This is a genomic window from Marinilabilia rubra, assembly GCF_003121985.1.
GTDB lineage: Bacteria > Bacteroidota > Bacteroidia > Bacteroidales > Marinilabiliaceae > Marinilabilia > Marinilabilia rubra.
In genome coordinates, this window is record NZ_QEWP01000005.1 from 249,478 (window position 1) to 264,818 (window position 15,341).

At 42.4% G+C, this 15,341-nt stretch carries 14 protein-coding genes; 12 read left to right on the forward strand and 2 right to left on the reverse strand.

Features of this window, described 5'->3' with window-relative positions; all coding sequences use genetic code 11:
• Positions 1-22 precede the first annotated feature (22 nt).
• The 6 genes from DDZ16_RS08580 to DDZ16_RS08605 all read left to right on the forward strand — a co-directional run bounded on the left by DDZ16_RS08580 (position 23) and on the right by DDZ16_RS08605 (position 5,758).
• Entirely contained in the window at positions 23-1,183 is a 1,161-nt protein-coding gene (locus DDZ16_RS08580) for an NADH:ubiquinone reductase (Na(+)-transporting) subunit B (protein WP_109264036.1), read from the forward strand.
• 11 nt (positions 1,184-1,194) lie between these two features.
• Positions 1,195-1,896 carry an NADH:ubiquinone reductase (Na(+)-transporting) subunit C gene (gene nqrC / locus DDZ16_RS08585; protein WP_109264037.1) on the forward strand — a complete coding sequence of 234 codons (702 nt, stop codon included), beginning with the start codon at positions 1,195-1,197 and terminating at the stop codon, positions 1,894-1,896.
• A 12-nt stretch (positions 1,897-1,908) separates the two neighbouring features.
• Positions 1,909-2,571 (forward strand): NADH:ubiquinone reductase (Na(+)-transporting) subunit D, encoded by a 663-nt coding sequence (locus tag DDZ16_RS08590; protein WP_109264038.1) that lies wholly within the window; start codon positions 1,909-1,911, stop codon positions 2,569-2,571.
• An 82-nt stretch (positions 2,572-2,653) separates the two neighbouring features.
• Complete coding sequence (nqrE, locus tag DDZ16_RS08595; RefSeq protein WP_109264039.1) at positions 2,654-3,271, forward strand: NADH:ubiquinone reductase (Na(+)-transporting) subunit E; 618 nt, start codon at positions 2,654-2,656, stop codon at positions 3,269-3,271.
• A gap of 15 nt (positions 3,272-3,286) precedes the next feature.
• Positions 3,287-4,546 carry an NADH:ubiquinone reductase (Na(+)-transporting) subunit F gene (gene nqrF / locus DDZ16_RS08600; RefSeq protein ID WP_109264040.1) on the forward strand — a complete coding sequence of 420 codons (1,260 nt, stop codon included), beginning with the start codon at positions 3,287-3,289 and terminating at the stop codon, positions 4,544-4,546.
• Between the two features lie 210 nt (positions 4,547-4,756).
• Positions 4,757-5,758: an FAD:protein FMN transferase gene (locus tag DDZ16_RS08605; RefSeq protein ID WP_109264041.1), complete on the forward strand. Its 1,002-nt coding sequence runs from the start codon at positions 4,757-4,759 to the stop codon at positions 5,756-5,758.
• A 78-nt stretch (positions 5,759-5,836) separates the two neighbouring features.
• Here the strand turns inward: DDZ16_RS08605 and DDZ16_RS20850 are convergent, their stop codons facing one another.
• Positions 5,837-6,010, reverse strand: coding sequence for a hypothetical protein (locus DDZ16_RS20850; protein ID WP_198416688.1), 174 nt, complete (start codon positions 6,008-6,010; stop codon positions 5,837-5,839).
• Between the two features lie 629 nt (positions 6,011-6,639).
• On the opposite strand from DDZ16_RS20850, the gene DDZ16_RS08615 reads away from it, so the two are divergent.
• The 6 genes from DDZ16_RS08615 (at position 6,640) to DDZ16_RS08640 (ending at position 13,968) form a co-directional block, all read left to right on the forward strand.
• Positions 6,640-9,114, forward strand: coding sequence for an alpha-ketoacid dehydrogenase subunit alpha/beta (locus DDZ16_RS08615; protein ID WP_109264042.1), 2,475 nt, complete (start codon positions 6,640-6,642; stop codon positions 9,112-9,114).
• 214 nt (positions 9,115-9,328) lie between these two features.
• Positions 9,329-10,960 (forward strand): L-glutamate gamma-semialdehyde dehydrogenase, encoded by a 1,632-nt coding sequence (pruA, locus tag DDZ16_RS08620; protein WP_109264043.1) that lies wholly within the window; start codon positions 9,329-9,331, stop codon positions 10,958-10,960.
• A gap of 276 nt (positions 10,961-11,236) precedes the next feature.
• Complete coding sequence (locus DDZ16_RS08625; protein ID WP_109264044.1) at positions 11,237-11,542, forward strand: FtsB family cell division protein; 306 nt, start codon at positions 11,237-11,239, stop codon at positions 11,540-11,542.
• Between the two features lie 15 nt (positions 11,543-11,557).
• Entirely contained in the window at positions 11,558-11,878 is a 321-nt protein-coding gene (locus DDZ16_RS08630) for a hypothetical protein (protein WP_109264045.1), read from the forward strand.
• A 119-nt stretch (positions 11,879-11,997) separates the two neighbouring features.
• Positions 11,998-12,606, forward strand: coding sequence for an OmpH family outer membrane protein (locus DDZ16_RS08635; RefSeq protein WP_109264046.1), 609 nt, complete (start codon positions 11,998-12,000; stop codon positions 12,604-12,606).
• A gap of 54 nt (positions 12,607-12,660) precedes the next feature.
• Positions 12,661-13,968 (forward strand): glycosyltransferase, encoded by a 1,308-nt coding sequence (locus DDZ16_RS08640; RefSeq protein WP_109264047.1) that lies wholly within the window; start codon positions 12,661-12,663, stop codon positions 13,966-13,968.
• 190 nt (positions 13,969-14,158) lie between these two features.
• Here DDZ16_RS08640 and DDZ16_RS08645 read toward each other — a convergent pair whose 3' ends face one another.
• Positions 14,159-15,220: a PorP/SprF family type IX secretion system membrane protein gene (locus DDZ16_RS08645; protein ID WP_109264048.1), complete on the reverse strand. Its 1,062-nt coding sequence runs from the start codon at positions 15,218-15,220 to the stop codon at positions 14,159-14,161.
• Positions 15,221-15,341 lie beyond the last annotated feature (121 nt).

Sequence of the window (15,341 nt, forward strand, 5' to 3'; positions counted from 1 at the left end):
CATAAAAAACAGATACTTTCGAATGAAGGCATTACGAAATTTAATAGATAACATCAAACCTCACTTTGAAAAAGGTGGGAAGTTTGAGAAGCTGCACTCTACGTTCGATGCATTCGAGACGCTTTTGTTTGTTCCCAATACGACCAACAAAAACGGAGTGCATGTGCGCGATGCTATGGATATGAAACGTACCATGGCGACCGTTGTTCTGGCAATGGTGCCTGCTCTGCTTTTCGGATTATGGAATGCAGGTTACCAGCACTTTATGGCAACCGGTCAGGACCCCGAATTCTGGCCAATGGTACTACATGGATTTCTAAAAGTATTTCCAATCATAGTAGTATCTTACGGTACCGGTTTGATCATCGAATTTATTTTCGCCCAACTTCGCGGACACGAGGTTAATGAAGGTTTCCTGGTATCAGGAATGCTGATTCCTCTTGTATTGCCCGTAGACATTCCACTTTGGATGGTGGCCGTAGCCACCGCATTTGCCGTGATCATTGGTAAAGAAGTCTTTGGTGGAACAGGGATGAACATCTGGAACCCCGCATTGCTTGCAAGGGCTTTTCTGTTCTTTGCTTATCCTGCCTTCATGTCAGGAGACACCATCTGGATCAGCGGACTAACAAGCGGAGAAGGCATTGTTGACGGGTTTTCAGGAGCCACAGCATTAGGTGCTGCTGTTACATCCGGAAACATTGACAAGTTCTCTTTAATTGACAGTTTCCTTGGATTTATTCCGGGTTCCATTGGAGAAACATCCACACTTGCCATATTAATTGGAGCGGGTATTCTTATTTACACGGGCGTTGGTAGCTGGCGCATTATGCTGTCAGTCTTTATTGGTGGTTTTGTAATGGCTCTTGGCTTCAATGCAATTGGTTCCACTCCATTGATGCAAATCCCCGCCCTGCACCATTTGGTTCTTGGTGGCTTTGCTTTTGGTGCTGTATTTATGGCTACCGATCCGGTATCGGCGACACGCACCGCCCGTGGAAAATACATCTACGGATTTCTCATTGGTGTATTTAGTATCATGATAAGGGTATTCAACCCTGCATATCCGGAAGGTGTTATGCTGGCAATCCTGTTAATGAACACCTTTTCACCTTTGATTGACCATTTCGTAGTGGAAGGTAACATAAAACGACGTCTGAAAAGAGCAAGTGTAAACGCATAACAATTGATAAAATGGACAGACAAGGAAATAAATATACTTTTCTTTATGCTTCGGTAATGGTAATCGTTGTGGCCACGATTCTCGCATTTGTTGCGGAGGCCCTTGGCCCTATTCAGAAGCAGAACGAAGAAGAGGCTAAAATGATTGATATTCTAAAATCGGTTAGCATTGAGAGTACCACAGCCAATGTAGCCGACAAATACGAGGAATATATCGGAGACAAGAGCTACATTGTAAACTATGAAGGTGACCGACAGGATGCAAGTCCTCAGGCAGCTTTTAATGTAGACTTAAGCAAAGAAGTACGCAAACCTTTGCCTGAGCGTCAGTACCCGGTTTACGAGTGCCATCTCGACAACGGAGAAGTAAAATACATATTACCTGTACGTGGAAAAGGTCTTTGGGGGCCAATTTGGGGATATATTGCCCTAAATCAGGATAAACAAACCATTTTTGGTGCCACTTTTGACCACAAGGGAGAAACTCCCGGATTGGGTGCCGAAATTGCCAACGATGCTTTTCAGCAGCAGTTTAAAGGCAAATCAATCTTCGATGATGAGGAGTTGGTTTCTGTTCAGGTGGTAAAAGGCGGTGCCCCGGACGATGCACCACATAGCGTGGATGCTATTTCGGGAGGTACCATCACCAGCCAGGGTCTGGAGACCATGCTGATGAATTATTTTAATGGTTACGAAGCATTTTTAAAAAAATAAAAAGAGGGAACTATGAGTAGTGAGAAAGAACCTTTGTTCTCGTCGAAGAACCTGAAGTTGATTACAACACCGCTCGGCGCGCAAAACCCGATTACCGTCCAGGTACTTGGTATTTGCTCTGCACTGGCGGTAACCGCAAAACTTGAACCCTCCATCGTGATGTCACTCTCGGTGGTGTTTGTACTAGTTTTTTCAAACCTTATTATATCACTTTTAAGGAATACAATTCCATCCAGAATCAGGATTATTGTGCAGCTGACTGTAGTTGCTTCTCTGGTGATTTTGGTAGACCAGATTTTGAAAGCTTTCGCCTATGAAGTAAGTAAACAGCTTTCTGTTTTCGTGGGTCTGATTATTACCAACTGCATTATCATGGGGCGCCTGGAAGCTTTTGCTTTGGGAAATAAGCCCTGGCCGGCAGTATTGGATGGTATTGGAAACTCCGCCGGTTACGGGCTGATTCTAATCATTGTTGGATTTGTCCGTGAACTCTTTGGAACCGGAAATCTTACTTTCCCTGGCTTTGGCGAGGTTCAGATTGTACCCGATATCATGTACGAATGGGGTTACGTGAACAACGGATTGATGATCCTTCCCCCAATGGCATTGATTACCGTGGGAATTATCATTTGGGTTCAGCGTTCTAAAAACAAAGACCTGGTAGACGTTAGCTAACGTCGGAGAGAAAGCCGATATTTCAAAGAGGTTCTTCAAAAGAACCGGATAAAACAAAAAGCAAACAAATAATCACAGAGAAATGGAAAATCTGCTAAACATATTTGTTAAGTCCATTTTTATTGAGAACATGATCTTTGCCTATTTCCTGGGTATGTGTTCTTACCTTGCGGTTTCCAAAACCGTTAAGACATCATTTGGACTCGGAGTGGCAGTTATATTTGTGCTTGGTATTACCGTACCGGCCAACTATCTGCTGGAAAATTACGTATTGCAAGAAGGTGCCCTTGCCTGGTTAGGAGAAGATTTCGCCAACATCGATTTAGGGTTCCTTAGCTTCATCATGTTTATTGCTGTTATTGCATCCATGGTGCAGCTGGTAGAAATGATTGTTGAAAAATTTGCCCCGGCACTTTACACTTCCCTGGGAATTTTCCTCCCGCTGATAGCTGTAAACTGCGCCATCCTCGGTGGATCACTTTTCATGCAGGAACGTGAATATGCCAATATTGCTGAAGCTTCAGTTTTCGGACTGGGTTCCGGTATTGGTTGGTTATTGGCCATTGTGGGTATTGCCGCTATTCGCGAAAAAATCAGATACTCTGATGTTCCGGCCCCGCTAAGAGGTCTGGGAATCACATTCATCATTACAGGTCTGATGGGTATCGCATTCATGAGTTTTATGGGTATTCAACTTTAAAAAGAGCACTCGAAAATGAATATACTAGCTATTTCACTCCCGGTAATCATAACCAGTGCGATTGTCTTCCTGATAGTCATTATTATGCTGGTTTCGATTCTTCTTTATGCGAAGAAAAAACTGACTCCTTCCGGGAAAGTCACGATTGATATCAATGAAGGAGAAAAAGAATTAGAAGTTGAAAGTGGTCAGACACTTCTCTCAGCTCTTGGAGAAAATAAAATATTCCTTCCTTCTGCCTGTGGTGGTGGAGGTACCTGCGCCATGTGCCGCTGTCAGGTTCATGACGGAGCCGGATCCATTTTGCCTACAGAGACGGGCTATTTCACCCGTAAAGAGCAGGCCAACGACTGGCGACTGGCTTGTCAGGTTAAAGTAAAGGACAATCTTAAAATGGAAATTCCACAGGAAATTCTGGGTATCCAGAAGTGGGAATGTACAGTTGTTTCCAACAAGAACGTGGCTACTTTTATCAAGGAATTTGTGGTTCAGCTTCCTGAAGGAGAAACTCTTGATTTCAAATCGGGTGGTTACATTCAGATTGACGTTCCTAAGATTGAAGTGGATTTCCAGGACATTGAAGTGGAAGAAGAATTCCGTGGTGACTGGGAGAAGTTCAACATGTTTGATCTGAAAATGAAGAATCCGGAACCTACATTCCGTGCTTATTCAATGGCTAACCATCCCGCCGAGAACAACATCATCATGTTGAATATCCGTATTGCCACTCCCCCATTTGACAGGGTAAACGGCGGTTTCCAGAAAATCAACCCGGGTATTTGTTCCTCTTTCATCTTCTCACGTAAGCCAGGTGACAAAGTAACCATTTCAGGACCTTATGGAGAGTTCTTTATCAAAGACACCAAGAAGGAGATGATGTTCATTGGCGGTGGTGCCGGAATGGCCCCTATGCGTTCGCACATCTTCCATCTGTTCCATACACTTGAGACCGATCGTAAGGCCACATTTTGGTACGGAGCCCGATCAAAACGAGAAATCTTTTATGAAGAAGATTTCCGTGACATAGAGCAGAAATTTGACAATTTCGATTTCAAAATTGCACTTTCTGAGCCATTGCCCGAAGATAACTGGGAAGGTTCAACAGGATTCATTCACTCAGTGATTTTTGAAGAATACCTGAGTAAACATGAAGAGCCCGAAGAGATTGAATATTATCTCTGCGGACCACCTATGATGAATGCTGCAGTTCAAAAAATGCTTTACGATCTGGGAGTCCCGGAGGAAATGATTGCATTTGATGATTTTGGATCATAAAACGTATAAAGCCCCGGTTCTACCGGGGTTTTTTTATGTCTGAATAGTTAGATAAATAAAGCCTAATTGTAGAGAGGGTGTTTGCAAAGTTTTTATTACTAGAGAGTTGAGCAACATGCCATCAATCCTTAAACAACTCTTTTTCAATTATTTGTAAAAACTCAACGAAGTATTGTAATTTAGCACCTCCGATAAACAAAACTCACATCCATGAAGTCCTTTTCAATTCTTGCTTTAATCCTGTTGGTATTTACCTCCTGTCAGGATAACTCAAAATGGATAAAAAACCAGGGCCGGGTATTTGGCACCTTTTACCATCTCACCTATGAAAGTCCGGAAGGAAAGGATTTACAGAATAAAGTATTGGCTGCCCTTGATTCAGTAAACCAGTCTTTATCCACTTACGATTCCACTTCGGTCATTTCCTTGTTCAACAGGTCTGATAACAAAGCCACAACAGATGCACATTTCAGGAACGTTTTTTCTTCTGCTCAGGATATAACCCGGAAAACTAATGGAGCTTTTGACATGACAGTAGCGCCACTGGTCAATGCATGGGGATTTGGCTTTACCAACAGGCAAAGAATGACCCCGTCCACCATCGATTCACTGCTGACCTTAATAGGCATGGAGCATGTTGAAATGAAAGAAGATTTCATATACAAAGACAAGAAAGAAGTAATGCTGGATGCCTCTGCTATTGCCAAAGGCTATGGCGTTGATGTTGCTGCAAGCGTATTGGAACGTAATGGTTGCAATAATTATCTGGTTGAAATTGGCGGTGAGGTAACCACCAAAGGACTTAACACCAGAAATACTAAATGGAGAGTTGGCATAGACAGGCCAATTGATGACCCTTCTGCCTCAAACAGGGAAATCCAGCTGATCATAGGATTATCGGGTCAGGCACTGGCTACCAGTGGCAATTATCGCCAGTTTTACATTGACGAAGAAACCGGACAGAAATATGCTCATACGATTAATCCAAAGACAGGAAACCCAGTAGATCATACGCTTTTGAGTGCATCAATCATTTCAGATGATTGCATGACTGCAGATGCCTTTGCAACGGCTTGCATGGTTATGGGGCTTGACAAAAGTCTGGAGCTTTTAAAAAAGCATCCGGAACTGGACGGGTGCTTCATCTATGATACAGAAGATGGGATGAATGTCACCTGGACGGAAGGATTTGACAAATATATCGTTGAATAATTTATTCAATTTCGATATTCCAATACATCCCGGTGCGATTCACCCCATCGTATTAAAACTAAACCAGACTATTTATTATTAACTATCAGCAGTATCGGTACTACAACTACCTGCTGTTTTACAGGCACAGGAGCCACCACTGCAGGTGGTCAATGTGGCATCTTTTTTAAAGAAACTTTTCAATGCAAGGCCTGCAAACGAAAGTCCAACAAAAACAATTGCCAGTGCTATCATTATTAAAACTGTACTCATATATCAACCCTCCTTTTTCAACAAAAATTCTATAACTCCTCTTTCTCTTTTCCTCTGTTAATTTAACAAAGTCATATGGTTTGAGTTCAGTATTATCTCACAAAAACTTTGTTAGAATCCTCAAGAATCTTTGTTGCAAAGATATTATTTATGATTTTAGGATGCAAATATCCCTTTTATAAATAAGTTTAAATTAATATCCTGTATGGAAGTTATAGTAAAAAGCGGCAATAAGAATAATACAGACTCAGGACAATGTATCCTTCAGAATATGCCTTTTGTCTTTACTGGCAATTTTATCTTGCGTCGAGGCACAATAGATGCCTCGTTTAGCCATATTCCGATTACCTCCAATATGTGTATTAGGAAATTTACCACCTTTGCGAAAAATAATACGGATAGCAAATAAAGCCGTTACTGCGCCCATTAAGACTATCGTAACTAAAAGCATTTTAATTATCATCATTGTCAAGCACTTTAATGCTGCAAATATACAAAAAATGGAGTGCTTTAAACATTCGGCATATGCTTTCTGTTTGAATATTGCAACCAACCAAAATCGATCAAAAAATTTACCTTTGCCTTGTTGGACGCTTATGGAGAGCCAAACCGACATCAATTAAACCGCAATGATTACAACTAATACAAAAAAGACCGGCAATACAAAATCAACTTCAGCCAAACAGGAAAATAAAGAAGCCCTTGGTTTTGAAGATTTCAAAAAAGAAGTGCTCAACGATTATAAGCTTGCACATCTTAGCCGCCATATGAGTGTTCTGGCAAGGCGGGAAGTTTTAAACGGCAAAGCAAAATTCGGCATTTTCGGCGATGGCAAAGAAGTGGCTCAAATAGCAATGGCAAAGCAGTTCCTTGAAGGGGACTGGCGATCGGGGTACTACCGTGATCAAACATTTATGTTGGCTGCCGGAATGACAACCCCTAAAAAGTTCTTTGCCTTATTGTATGGGGAGACAAGAACAGAACTCAATCCGGACAACGGTGGCCGTTCCATGAATAATCATTTTGGAACCAGACTTGTTCAGAAAAACGGTGATTGGATTGATCAGACAAAGAGTAAAAACACTTCTTCAGACATTAGTCCCACAGCAGGTCAAATGCCCCGATTGACAGGGTTGGCCCTCGCCTCCAAACTTTACCGGGAACAACCGGAACTCAAAGAGCTCCAAAAATTCAGCAACAAGGGCAATGAAGTGGCTTTCGGAACCATTGGAGATGCCAGCACTTCGGAAGGCTTGTTTTTCGAAACCCTTAATGCAGCAAGTGTACTGCAAATCCCTATGGCACTCTCGGTTTGGGATGACGGCTATGGCATTTCTGTCCCGGTTGAACTCCAAACCGTAAAAGCCAATATCTCCAAAGCTCTCAAAGGATTTGAAAAGCAAAGAAATGACAAAACAGGCATCCTCATTTTTGAAGCCAACGGATGGGATTATGCAGAACTTTGTCAGATGTACGAGAAAGGCATCTCCCGCTGTCGCAAAGAGCATGTTCCGGTACTGTTTCATGTCAGGGAATTAACGCAACCGACAGGGCATTCAACATCCGGATCGCATGAACGCTATAAATCAGAAAAAAGGCTGAAATGGGAAAAGGATAAGGATTGCCTGGTTCAGATGAGGCAGTGGATCGTGGAAAAGAAAATATCAGATGAATCCACCCTTGACCAAATTGAATCGGAAGCCCGAGATGAAGCAACAAATGCAAAAAAAGAAGCTTACAAAGAATACCTCAAACCCATTGAGGAAGAACGGGACGAACTCAATAAAATCATCAGACAAAAAAGCTGTATTTGTAACCAGAATAGCGAAGATCAAATCAACAGCATCGTCAACAACCTGAACAATACGTTGACCCTTAACCGCAAAGAAATTCTAAGTACTGCCCGTAAAATACTTCGACATGTTTGTTCTTCCTGCAACAAACAGGGAGGACTAAAAGACCAACTCAGAAAATGGGTTGCAGAATACAATGAAAGCGGCCATGAAAAATACACTGCTTACTTGTATGATGAATCTGCAAAATCACCGCTAAGAATAGAAAGCATAGCCCCACAGTATTCCGAAGATGCCCCATTGGTGCCAGGCCGTGAAATAATACGCGATAATTTTGACGCCCTGTTTGGCAACGACCCACGGTTGATTACTTTAGGGGAAGACACCGGCAAGTTGGGAGGTGTTAACCAAACGCTGGAAGGCCTTCAGAAAAAGTATGGAGAATGGCGTGTCCGTGACACCGGTATACATGAAGCTACCATTGTGGGAGAAGGCATCGGACTTGCTCTCAGAGGTCTACGGCCAATTGCTGAGATCCAGTATTTTGATTATCTGCTATATACTCTCCACACCTTGAGCGATGACCTTGCAACCACCCATTACCGTACCAAAGGAGGCCAAAAAGCCCCGGTAATTGTGCGAACCAGAGGACATCGGCTTGAAGGCATTTGGCATTCCGGATCCCCTCTAAGCATGGTGGTCAACAGTATTCGCGGGATATACATATGTGTGCCACGCGATATGACACGGGCAGCAGGCATGTACAACACACTTTTGCAAGGAGAGGACCCCGCTCTGGTAATTGAGCCCCTCAACGGCTACCGAATCAGAGAGAAGCAACCATCCAACTGGGGAGCTTTTCAGACGCCACTTGGCATACCTGAGGTGATCAGAGAAGGAACAGATGTAACCATAGCCACCTATGGCTCTTGTGTAAGAATTGCAGCTGAAGCCATTGATCAATTATCGGAAATCGGCATTTCGGTGGAGCTAATTGATGTTCAAACCCTATTGCCATTTGACACTGAAAAGATCATTCTAAACTCCTTGAAGAAGACCAATCGCATCGTGTTTTTCGATGAAGATGTTCCCGGAGGGGCTACAGCATATATGATGCAAAAGGTGCTTGAAGAACAAGGCGGTTTTTATTATCTGGATCACAAACCAATGACAGTAACAGCAGAAGATCACCGTCCGGCCTACGGTACAGATGGTGATTATTTCAGCAATCCCAATGCAGAGGATGTGTATGAAACCATTTATGGCATGATGGGAGAAGCCTATCCTGATAAGTTTCCGCCGATATATTAAGAGTTCCGGGTTGAAGGTCCCCTAAATCCGCCCAAAGGGGGCTATGAGTACCGTGTTTCCGGGTTTTGAGTTTTGAGTTGACAAACGCTGAACTCAGCCCAGAACTCCGAACCCAAAACTCAAAAAACCCTGATATTTTTCATTCCCATCGCATTTGCTTTTAGTTAGATTTGTATAAAACGATCTTTTGTTAACATCTAAAAAACCAAGTGCTATGCCAAAAGGAATATTTCAGGTGCCACCTGCCAAGAACGAACCGGTCCTCACCTATGCCCCGGGAACAAATGAACGCACCGAACTTAAAAAGCAACTCGAAGCCTTCAGGGCTGTAGAGATGGATATCCCCATGATTATTGCGGGCGAAGAAGTCCGTACAGACCAAAAAGTTTCGATTCATCCTCCACATGAATTAAAGCATTGTCTGGGGCATTATCATCAGGGTGATGAAGCCCATGTTCATCAAGCCATTGATGCAGCATTGAATGCCCGTCCCAAGTGGGCCGGGATGGCATGGGAGCATCGCGCTTCAATATTTCTGAAAGCAGCTGATTTGATTGCAGGTCCTTATCGGCAAAAAATCAACGCGGCCACAATGCTGGGCCAATCCAAAACGGCTTTTCAGGCAGAAATTGACAGCGCCTGTGAATTTGCTGATTTTCTCAGGTTTAATGTCCAGTACATGACACAGATATACGGAGATCAGCCCTCCTCAGCCAAAGGAATCTGGGACAGAGTGGAATACCGTCCTCTCGAAGGATTTGTATTTGCACTTACCCCATTTAACTTCACCTCCATTGCAGGAAACCTGCCTTCTGCACCCGCTATGATGGGCAATGTGGTTGTATGGAAACCTTCAAAAACAGCCATCTATTCGGCCAATATCCTTATGCAGGTTTTCCGTGAAGCAGGGGTTCCCGACGGAGTAATCAACCTGGTTTTTGCCAGTGGCCCTGTGGTTGCCAGGGAAGTATTTGACCACCCCGAGTTTGCAGGATTCCATTTCACCGGATCAACCGAAGTGTTTCAGTCAATTTGGAAAACCATTGGAGAAAACATCCAGCGCTATAAAACGTATCCCCGAATTGTGGGAGAAACCGGTGGAAAAGATTTCATTATCGCCCATAAGTCGTGTGACGCCAAAGCAGTGGCAACAGGCATGGTAAGAGGAGCGTTTGAATACCAGGGGCAAAAATGCTCAGCTGCTTCCAGGGCCTATATACCGGCCAGCCGTTGGGACGAGATTCATTCAGAAATCAAAAAGCAACTTGGTGAACTAAAAATGGGGCCGCCTGAAGATTTCACCAATTTCATGAACGCCGTTATTGATGAAGCTTCTTTCAACAAACTTGAAGGCGCGATAAAAGAAGCAGAGAACCATCCGGATGCTAAAGTCATTGAAGGCGGCGGATGTGATAAGTCTGTGGGGTACTTCATTGAACCTACCATCATCCTTACAACAGATCCAATGTACCGAACTATGCAGGAAGAACTCTTCGGTCCGGTACTGACAGTTTATGTCTATGATGACATGAAATTCGATGAAACACTCACCGTTTTAGATAAAACATCTATTTACGCACTGACAGGTGCTGTCTTTGCCCAGGATCGCTATGTTATCGAAAAAGTAACAAAACGACTGGTTAATGCCGCAGGCAACTTTTACATCAATGACAAACCCACCGGAGCTGTTGTAGGGCAACAACCATTTGGCGGTGCAAGAGGATCGGGTACCAACGACAAAGCCGGCTCGTTGATCAACATGATGCGCTGGGTTTCTCCACGAACCATAAAAGAGAATTTCGTTCCACCTACAGATTTTAAATATCCGTTCATGGATGCCGAATAAAATGCTCTTGTAATAGATCTTGGAGGTTGTCTCAAAAGTATTGAACACCAAAGGAGCATGTCATATTGAGCGTAGTCGAAACATCTGTTTATCAAACAAACAGATTTTTCGACAAGCTCAGAATGACATCAAATTTGGGCTTTTGAGACAACCTCATTTTTATAATTTGCTTTAATTCAAAGCCTCTTTTGATAAACCTGATGACTAGAAATTGTCAAAATCAAGTGAAATAGTTACATTTGTCCGATACCTGCGGGTAAATATAAAAGCAAAAATATGAGCCTGAAAAGTATTGCCAGATTAATTTTGCCATTACTAAAAAACCGGTATGTGGTCACTTTTTTGGCTTTTATCATCTGGGTGGGCTTTTTCGATCAGAACAACCTGGTTGACAGGCACGAGTTATCAAACAGAATTGAGGAGCTGGAGCGGCAAAAAGTTCATTACCGGAAAGAAATTTCCAACAACAAAAAACGCATGGAAGAACTTCAGAGTGATCCGGAAAATCTGGAGAAGTTTGCCCGCGAACAATACCTGATGAAAAAGCCCGAAGAAGATATTTTTGTCGTAATTGAAGAATAAAAAAATTCAAACCATATGGGATTTCTCCGTTTTTTAAGCGGCCTTTATTACGCCGGCCTGATATTAATTCTGGCCGGCATTATTATGCACATTTCAGGCATGGATAACGCCCCATGGCTTTTTGCAGCAGGGCTAATTCCGGTTTTGGGCGTAAGAATCTATAACTTCATAATTGCCCCTTCACACCGAAAAAGGATAAACGGCATTTTAATGTTAAGCGCAGTTTTTCTGGCAGCTACATTGGCAGCTATTTATTACGAAAAATCATATTGGATTGTTTTTATTGCTATTTCAGCTGTATTGGATGGTTACACCTCATTCAGAAAGTACACCTGATATTTCCCCAATAATTAAAAGCTTCTGTCAAAATCACAGAAGAACTTTTTTATATTTTAACAATACAGTTATATTTGTCCTCATCAAAATCTAACATTTAACTTTCATTTTCTAAGGGTATGAAAAATATATCGATTGTCCTTAACGCTATTCTGTTTGTTGCAGTAGCTGCTTTATTCTTCATCGTATTGTCCAACGGTTCTGAATCTGATGATGGAGCAGACCAAAGCCAAAAAGAAAAAGTGCAGGATTATCCCATCGCCTACGTCAACACTGATTCATTACTGATGAATTATGAATATGCTCAATTTCTTAACGAAGAATTATTAAGAAAAGAAGAATCATCAAGAGCTGATTTCAACGAAAGAGCAAAAGTTTTTCAGGACGACATGAGAGCTTTCCAGAGAAAAGTACAGAACAATGCTTTCTTAAGCCTCGAGCGTGCCCAGAAAGAAGAAAAAAGACTAAGGGAAAAAGAGCAGGAACTTCAGGAGCTCAACTCTCAGCTCTCCAACGACCTGATGAAAAAACAAAATCAGATGAACCGTGAGTTGCGCGATACAATCACTGCATTCCTAAAGGAGTACACCAACCAGAAACCTTTCAAACTGGTGCTTAGTAATACAATGGGAGACAATATCTTATTCGCCCATGAGGCTTTGAATATTACCGATGAAGTGGTTGGCATTCTTAACGAAAGATACGACGCAACTCAGGAAGAGGAATAAGAACAGCGGATTAAGTTTGCCGGTTTGAGCCATAAAAAGGCGAACCATTTGAATATGACCACACCAGAAAAGTCATTAAAACTACTTGACAATTATCTGACCAAACACTACCCTGAATTCAGTGTTGATTCAGAGATAGACTCCGAACTGGGGTTAATTGTGGTCATTCCTGCTTATCTGGAAAACGAGCTTATTCTAACGACACTAAATTCGCTGATATCATGTAAACCTCCATCTGCAAAGGTGGAGGTTATTGTTGTTTTAAACACCTGTGAAAAAGACAGCAAGTCAACAGAAGAAAACCAAAATGCGTGTGCAGATGCCATACAATCGTTTATTCATGAGCATCCCCTGCCCAATTGGCTTTCTGTAAATATTCTGAAAGCCTATAATCTTCGAAAAAAACACTTTGGAGCCGGATTGGCCAGGAAAATCGGGCTTGATGAAGCTGTAAGACAATTCCGTAAAATTGAGCGACCGGACGGAATACTTGCCTGCTTGGATGCAGATTCACCTGTTGCCCCAAATTATTTGCAGGCCCTTGAAAACTGGTTCTCTGACCAGAGAAATCAGGGAGGAACAGTCTATTTCGAACACCCCCTGGAAGGCTCTGAATACTCACCTGTAATCTATGAAGCCATTACACTTTATGAGTTGCATCTCAGGTATTATGTGGAAGCACTCAAACAAACAGGGTTTCCTTATGCTTTCCATACCATTGGTTCATGCATGGTTTTCAGAACGCTTAAATATGTTCAGGCAGGAGGAATGCCTAAAAAACAAGCCGGGGAAGATTTCTATTTTCTACAAAAACTAATACCACTGGGGAATTTTGGCAACCTAACAGAAACCACAGTATATCCCTCTCCCCGCCCCTCAGACCGTGTCATATTTGGTACAGGAGCCAGCATAAAACATCATTTGGATGGAACTAAAGAGCAAGGCATCACTTACAATCCCGCTGCTTTTGATGATTTGAAGCATTTCTTTTCTAAAGCCCCTGAATTGGCTGAACTGGACATTCCGGATTTTGAAAACTGGACTTATGATTTAACCGGGCCTTTAAGAAGCTTTTTACTCAATTCAGGCTTTGAAAAAGAGATTGAGATCATCCGGAAAAACAGTAATAGCAAAAAAACCTTTCTAAAGCGCTTTTTTGGGTCTTTCAATGCATTCAAAGTGGTGAAATACCTAAACTATGCTCACGAGCATTTTTATGCTAAATCTGAGCTTTTTGAGGCAGCTCTGCTAATACTGGAAAGGTCAATGAATACCGGATCGGATGCTTTTGATGAAAAGGAATTGCTCCTGGAGTACCGGGAAATGGAGCGGATGCAATTATCAGTAGTCAGTAGTCAGTAGTCAGTGGTCAGTGATCGGTGGTCAGTGATCGGTGGTCAGTGATCGGTGGTCAGTTGTCAGTGGTCAGTGGTCGGTAGTCAGTGATCGGTTCAGTTGAAAATTGGGTGCCCCATATTGAAAGCATTTTTTCAAGTTCTATCCTCTAACATCTAGCCTCTATCTTCTAACATCTAACATCTAATTTCTCTCCTTAAAACAGAGTCCTTCTACCTCTTGAAGATGATTTATTACGCATCCAGTCATTTCCACCACCGTCACAAGGGATAGCTCCTTTAGGAGATTCATTAATTCCGGAAGAGGAGAATCTGAATATCAATGAAAACTCATTGGCTCCTCCGCTATGCCCGGCCAGGTTGGACAGCGTCATGTCATAACTGTAAGCCAAACGCACCGAACCGATATTGAATCCGAGAATAAAAATAAGAGCATCATTATTGGTTAGTCCTTCACTTTCGCCAACAGGAATCCCGCGATACCATAATCCCAATTCAAATGGATTGAGATACCAGTAAGTACCCATATCCAATTGTTGAAAATCATCCTGCATTCTATACATGAAGGCTAATGTTCCACTGACTTCATCCTGATTGCGCGTCCGATTTCTAAACCGGTATTTCCATCCACCATAAACCGTGGTACGGATTGGCAAAGGAGATTCAATATCTGTAAAGCCGATGTTACTTTTCACCAAATGATCCACAACCACCCCGGACCAGAAATCATCGCTGTAAATCATGGCTGAAGCTGAAGCATCAATCTTCTTATAACTTTCCTGCTCAAAATCACCGATTGCACTGGCTAAAATATCACCATCAGGCCCTATCTGGTCACCCCACAACAAGGATGAGGGATCAATTTTTCTTTCAAAGTATTTGAAATTCAAGCCTGGTCTGGCATAAATTTCCCTGGTAATTGGAAACTCATAAGCATAAACCAGTCCGATATTTTGAGTAATAAGCTGTCCGCTTCCCTGGTCATCTCTGACAAACACCAACCCCAGACCACTATTGTATTGCTCGAAGAAATGATCGGCTGCAAATGACAAGGTACGATAGGTATTGGGAATGCCCGGCCACTGATCTCTGTACGTCAGTGCAACACGACTGCCATTGGTAAGCCCTGCAAAAGAAGGGCTCAAATAAACTGGTGCCGCATAGACCTGAGAAAAAGTAGGGTCCTGAGCATTTGCTTTAATACAGCAAAGACTGCACAAAAACAACAGGGTTATGTTGTATTTTATCCAAATATTCATTAAAAATATTTCTTCTTTTCTTTTAAGACCAATTAAAAAAGGCCGGGCATCACCTAAAAAGCACTTCCTTTAACCTTACTACGGATTAAACCGTCAAAAGTTAATCAAAAAAGCTTTTCAG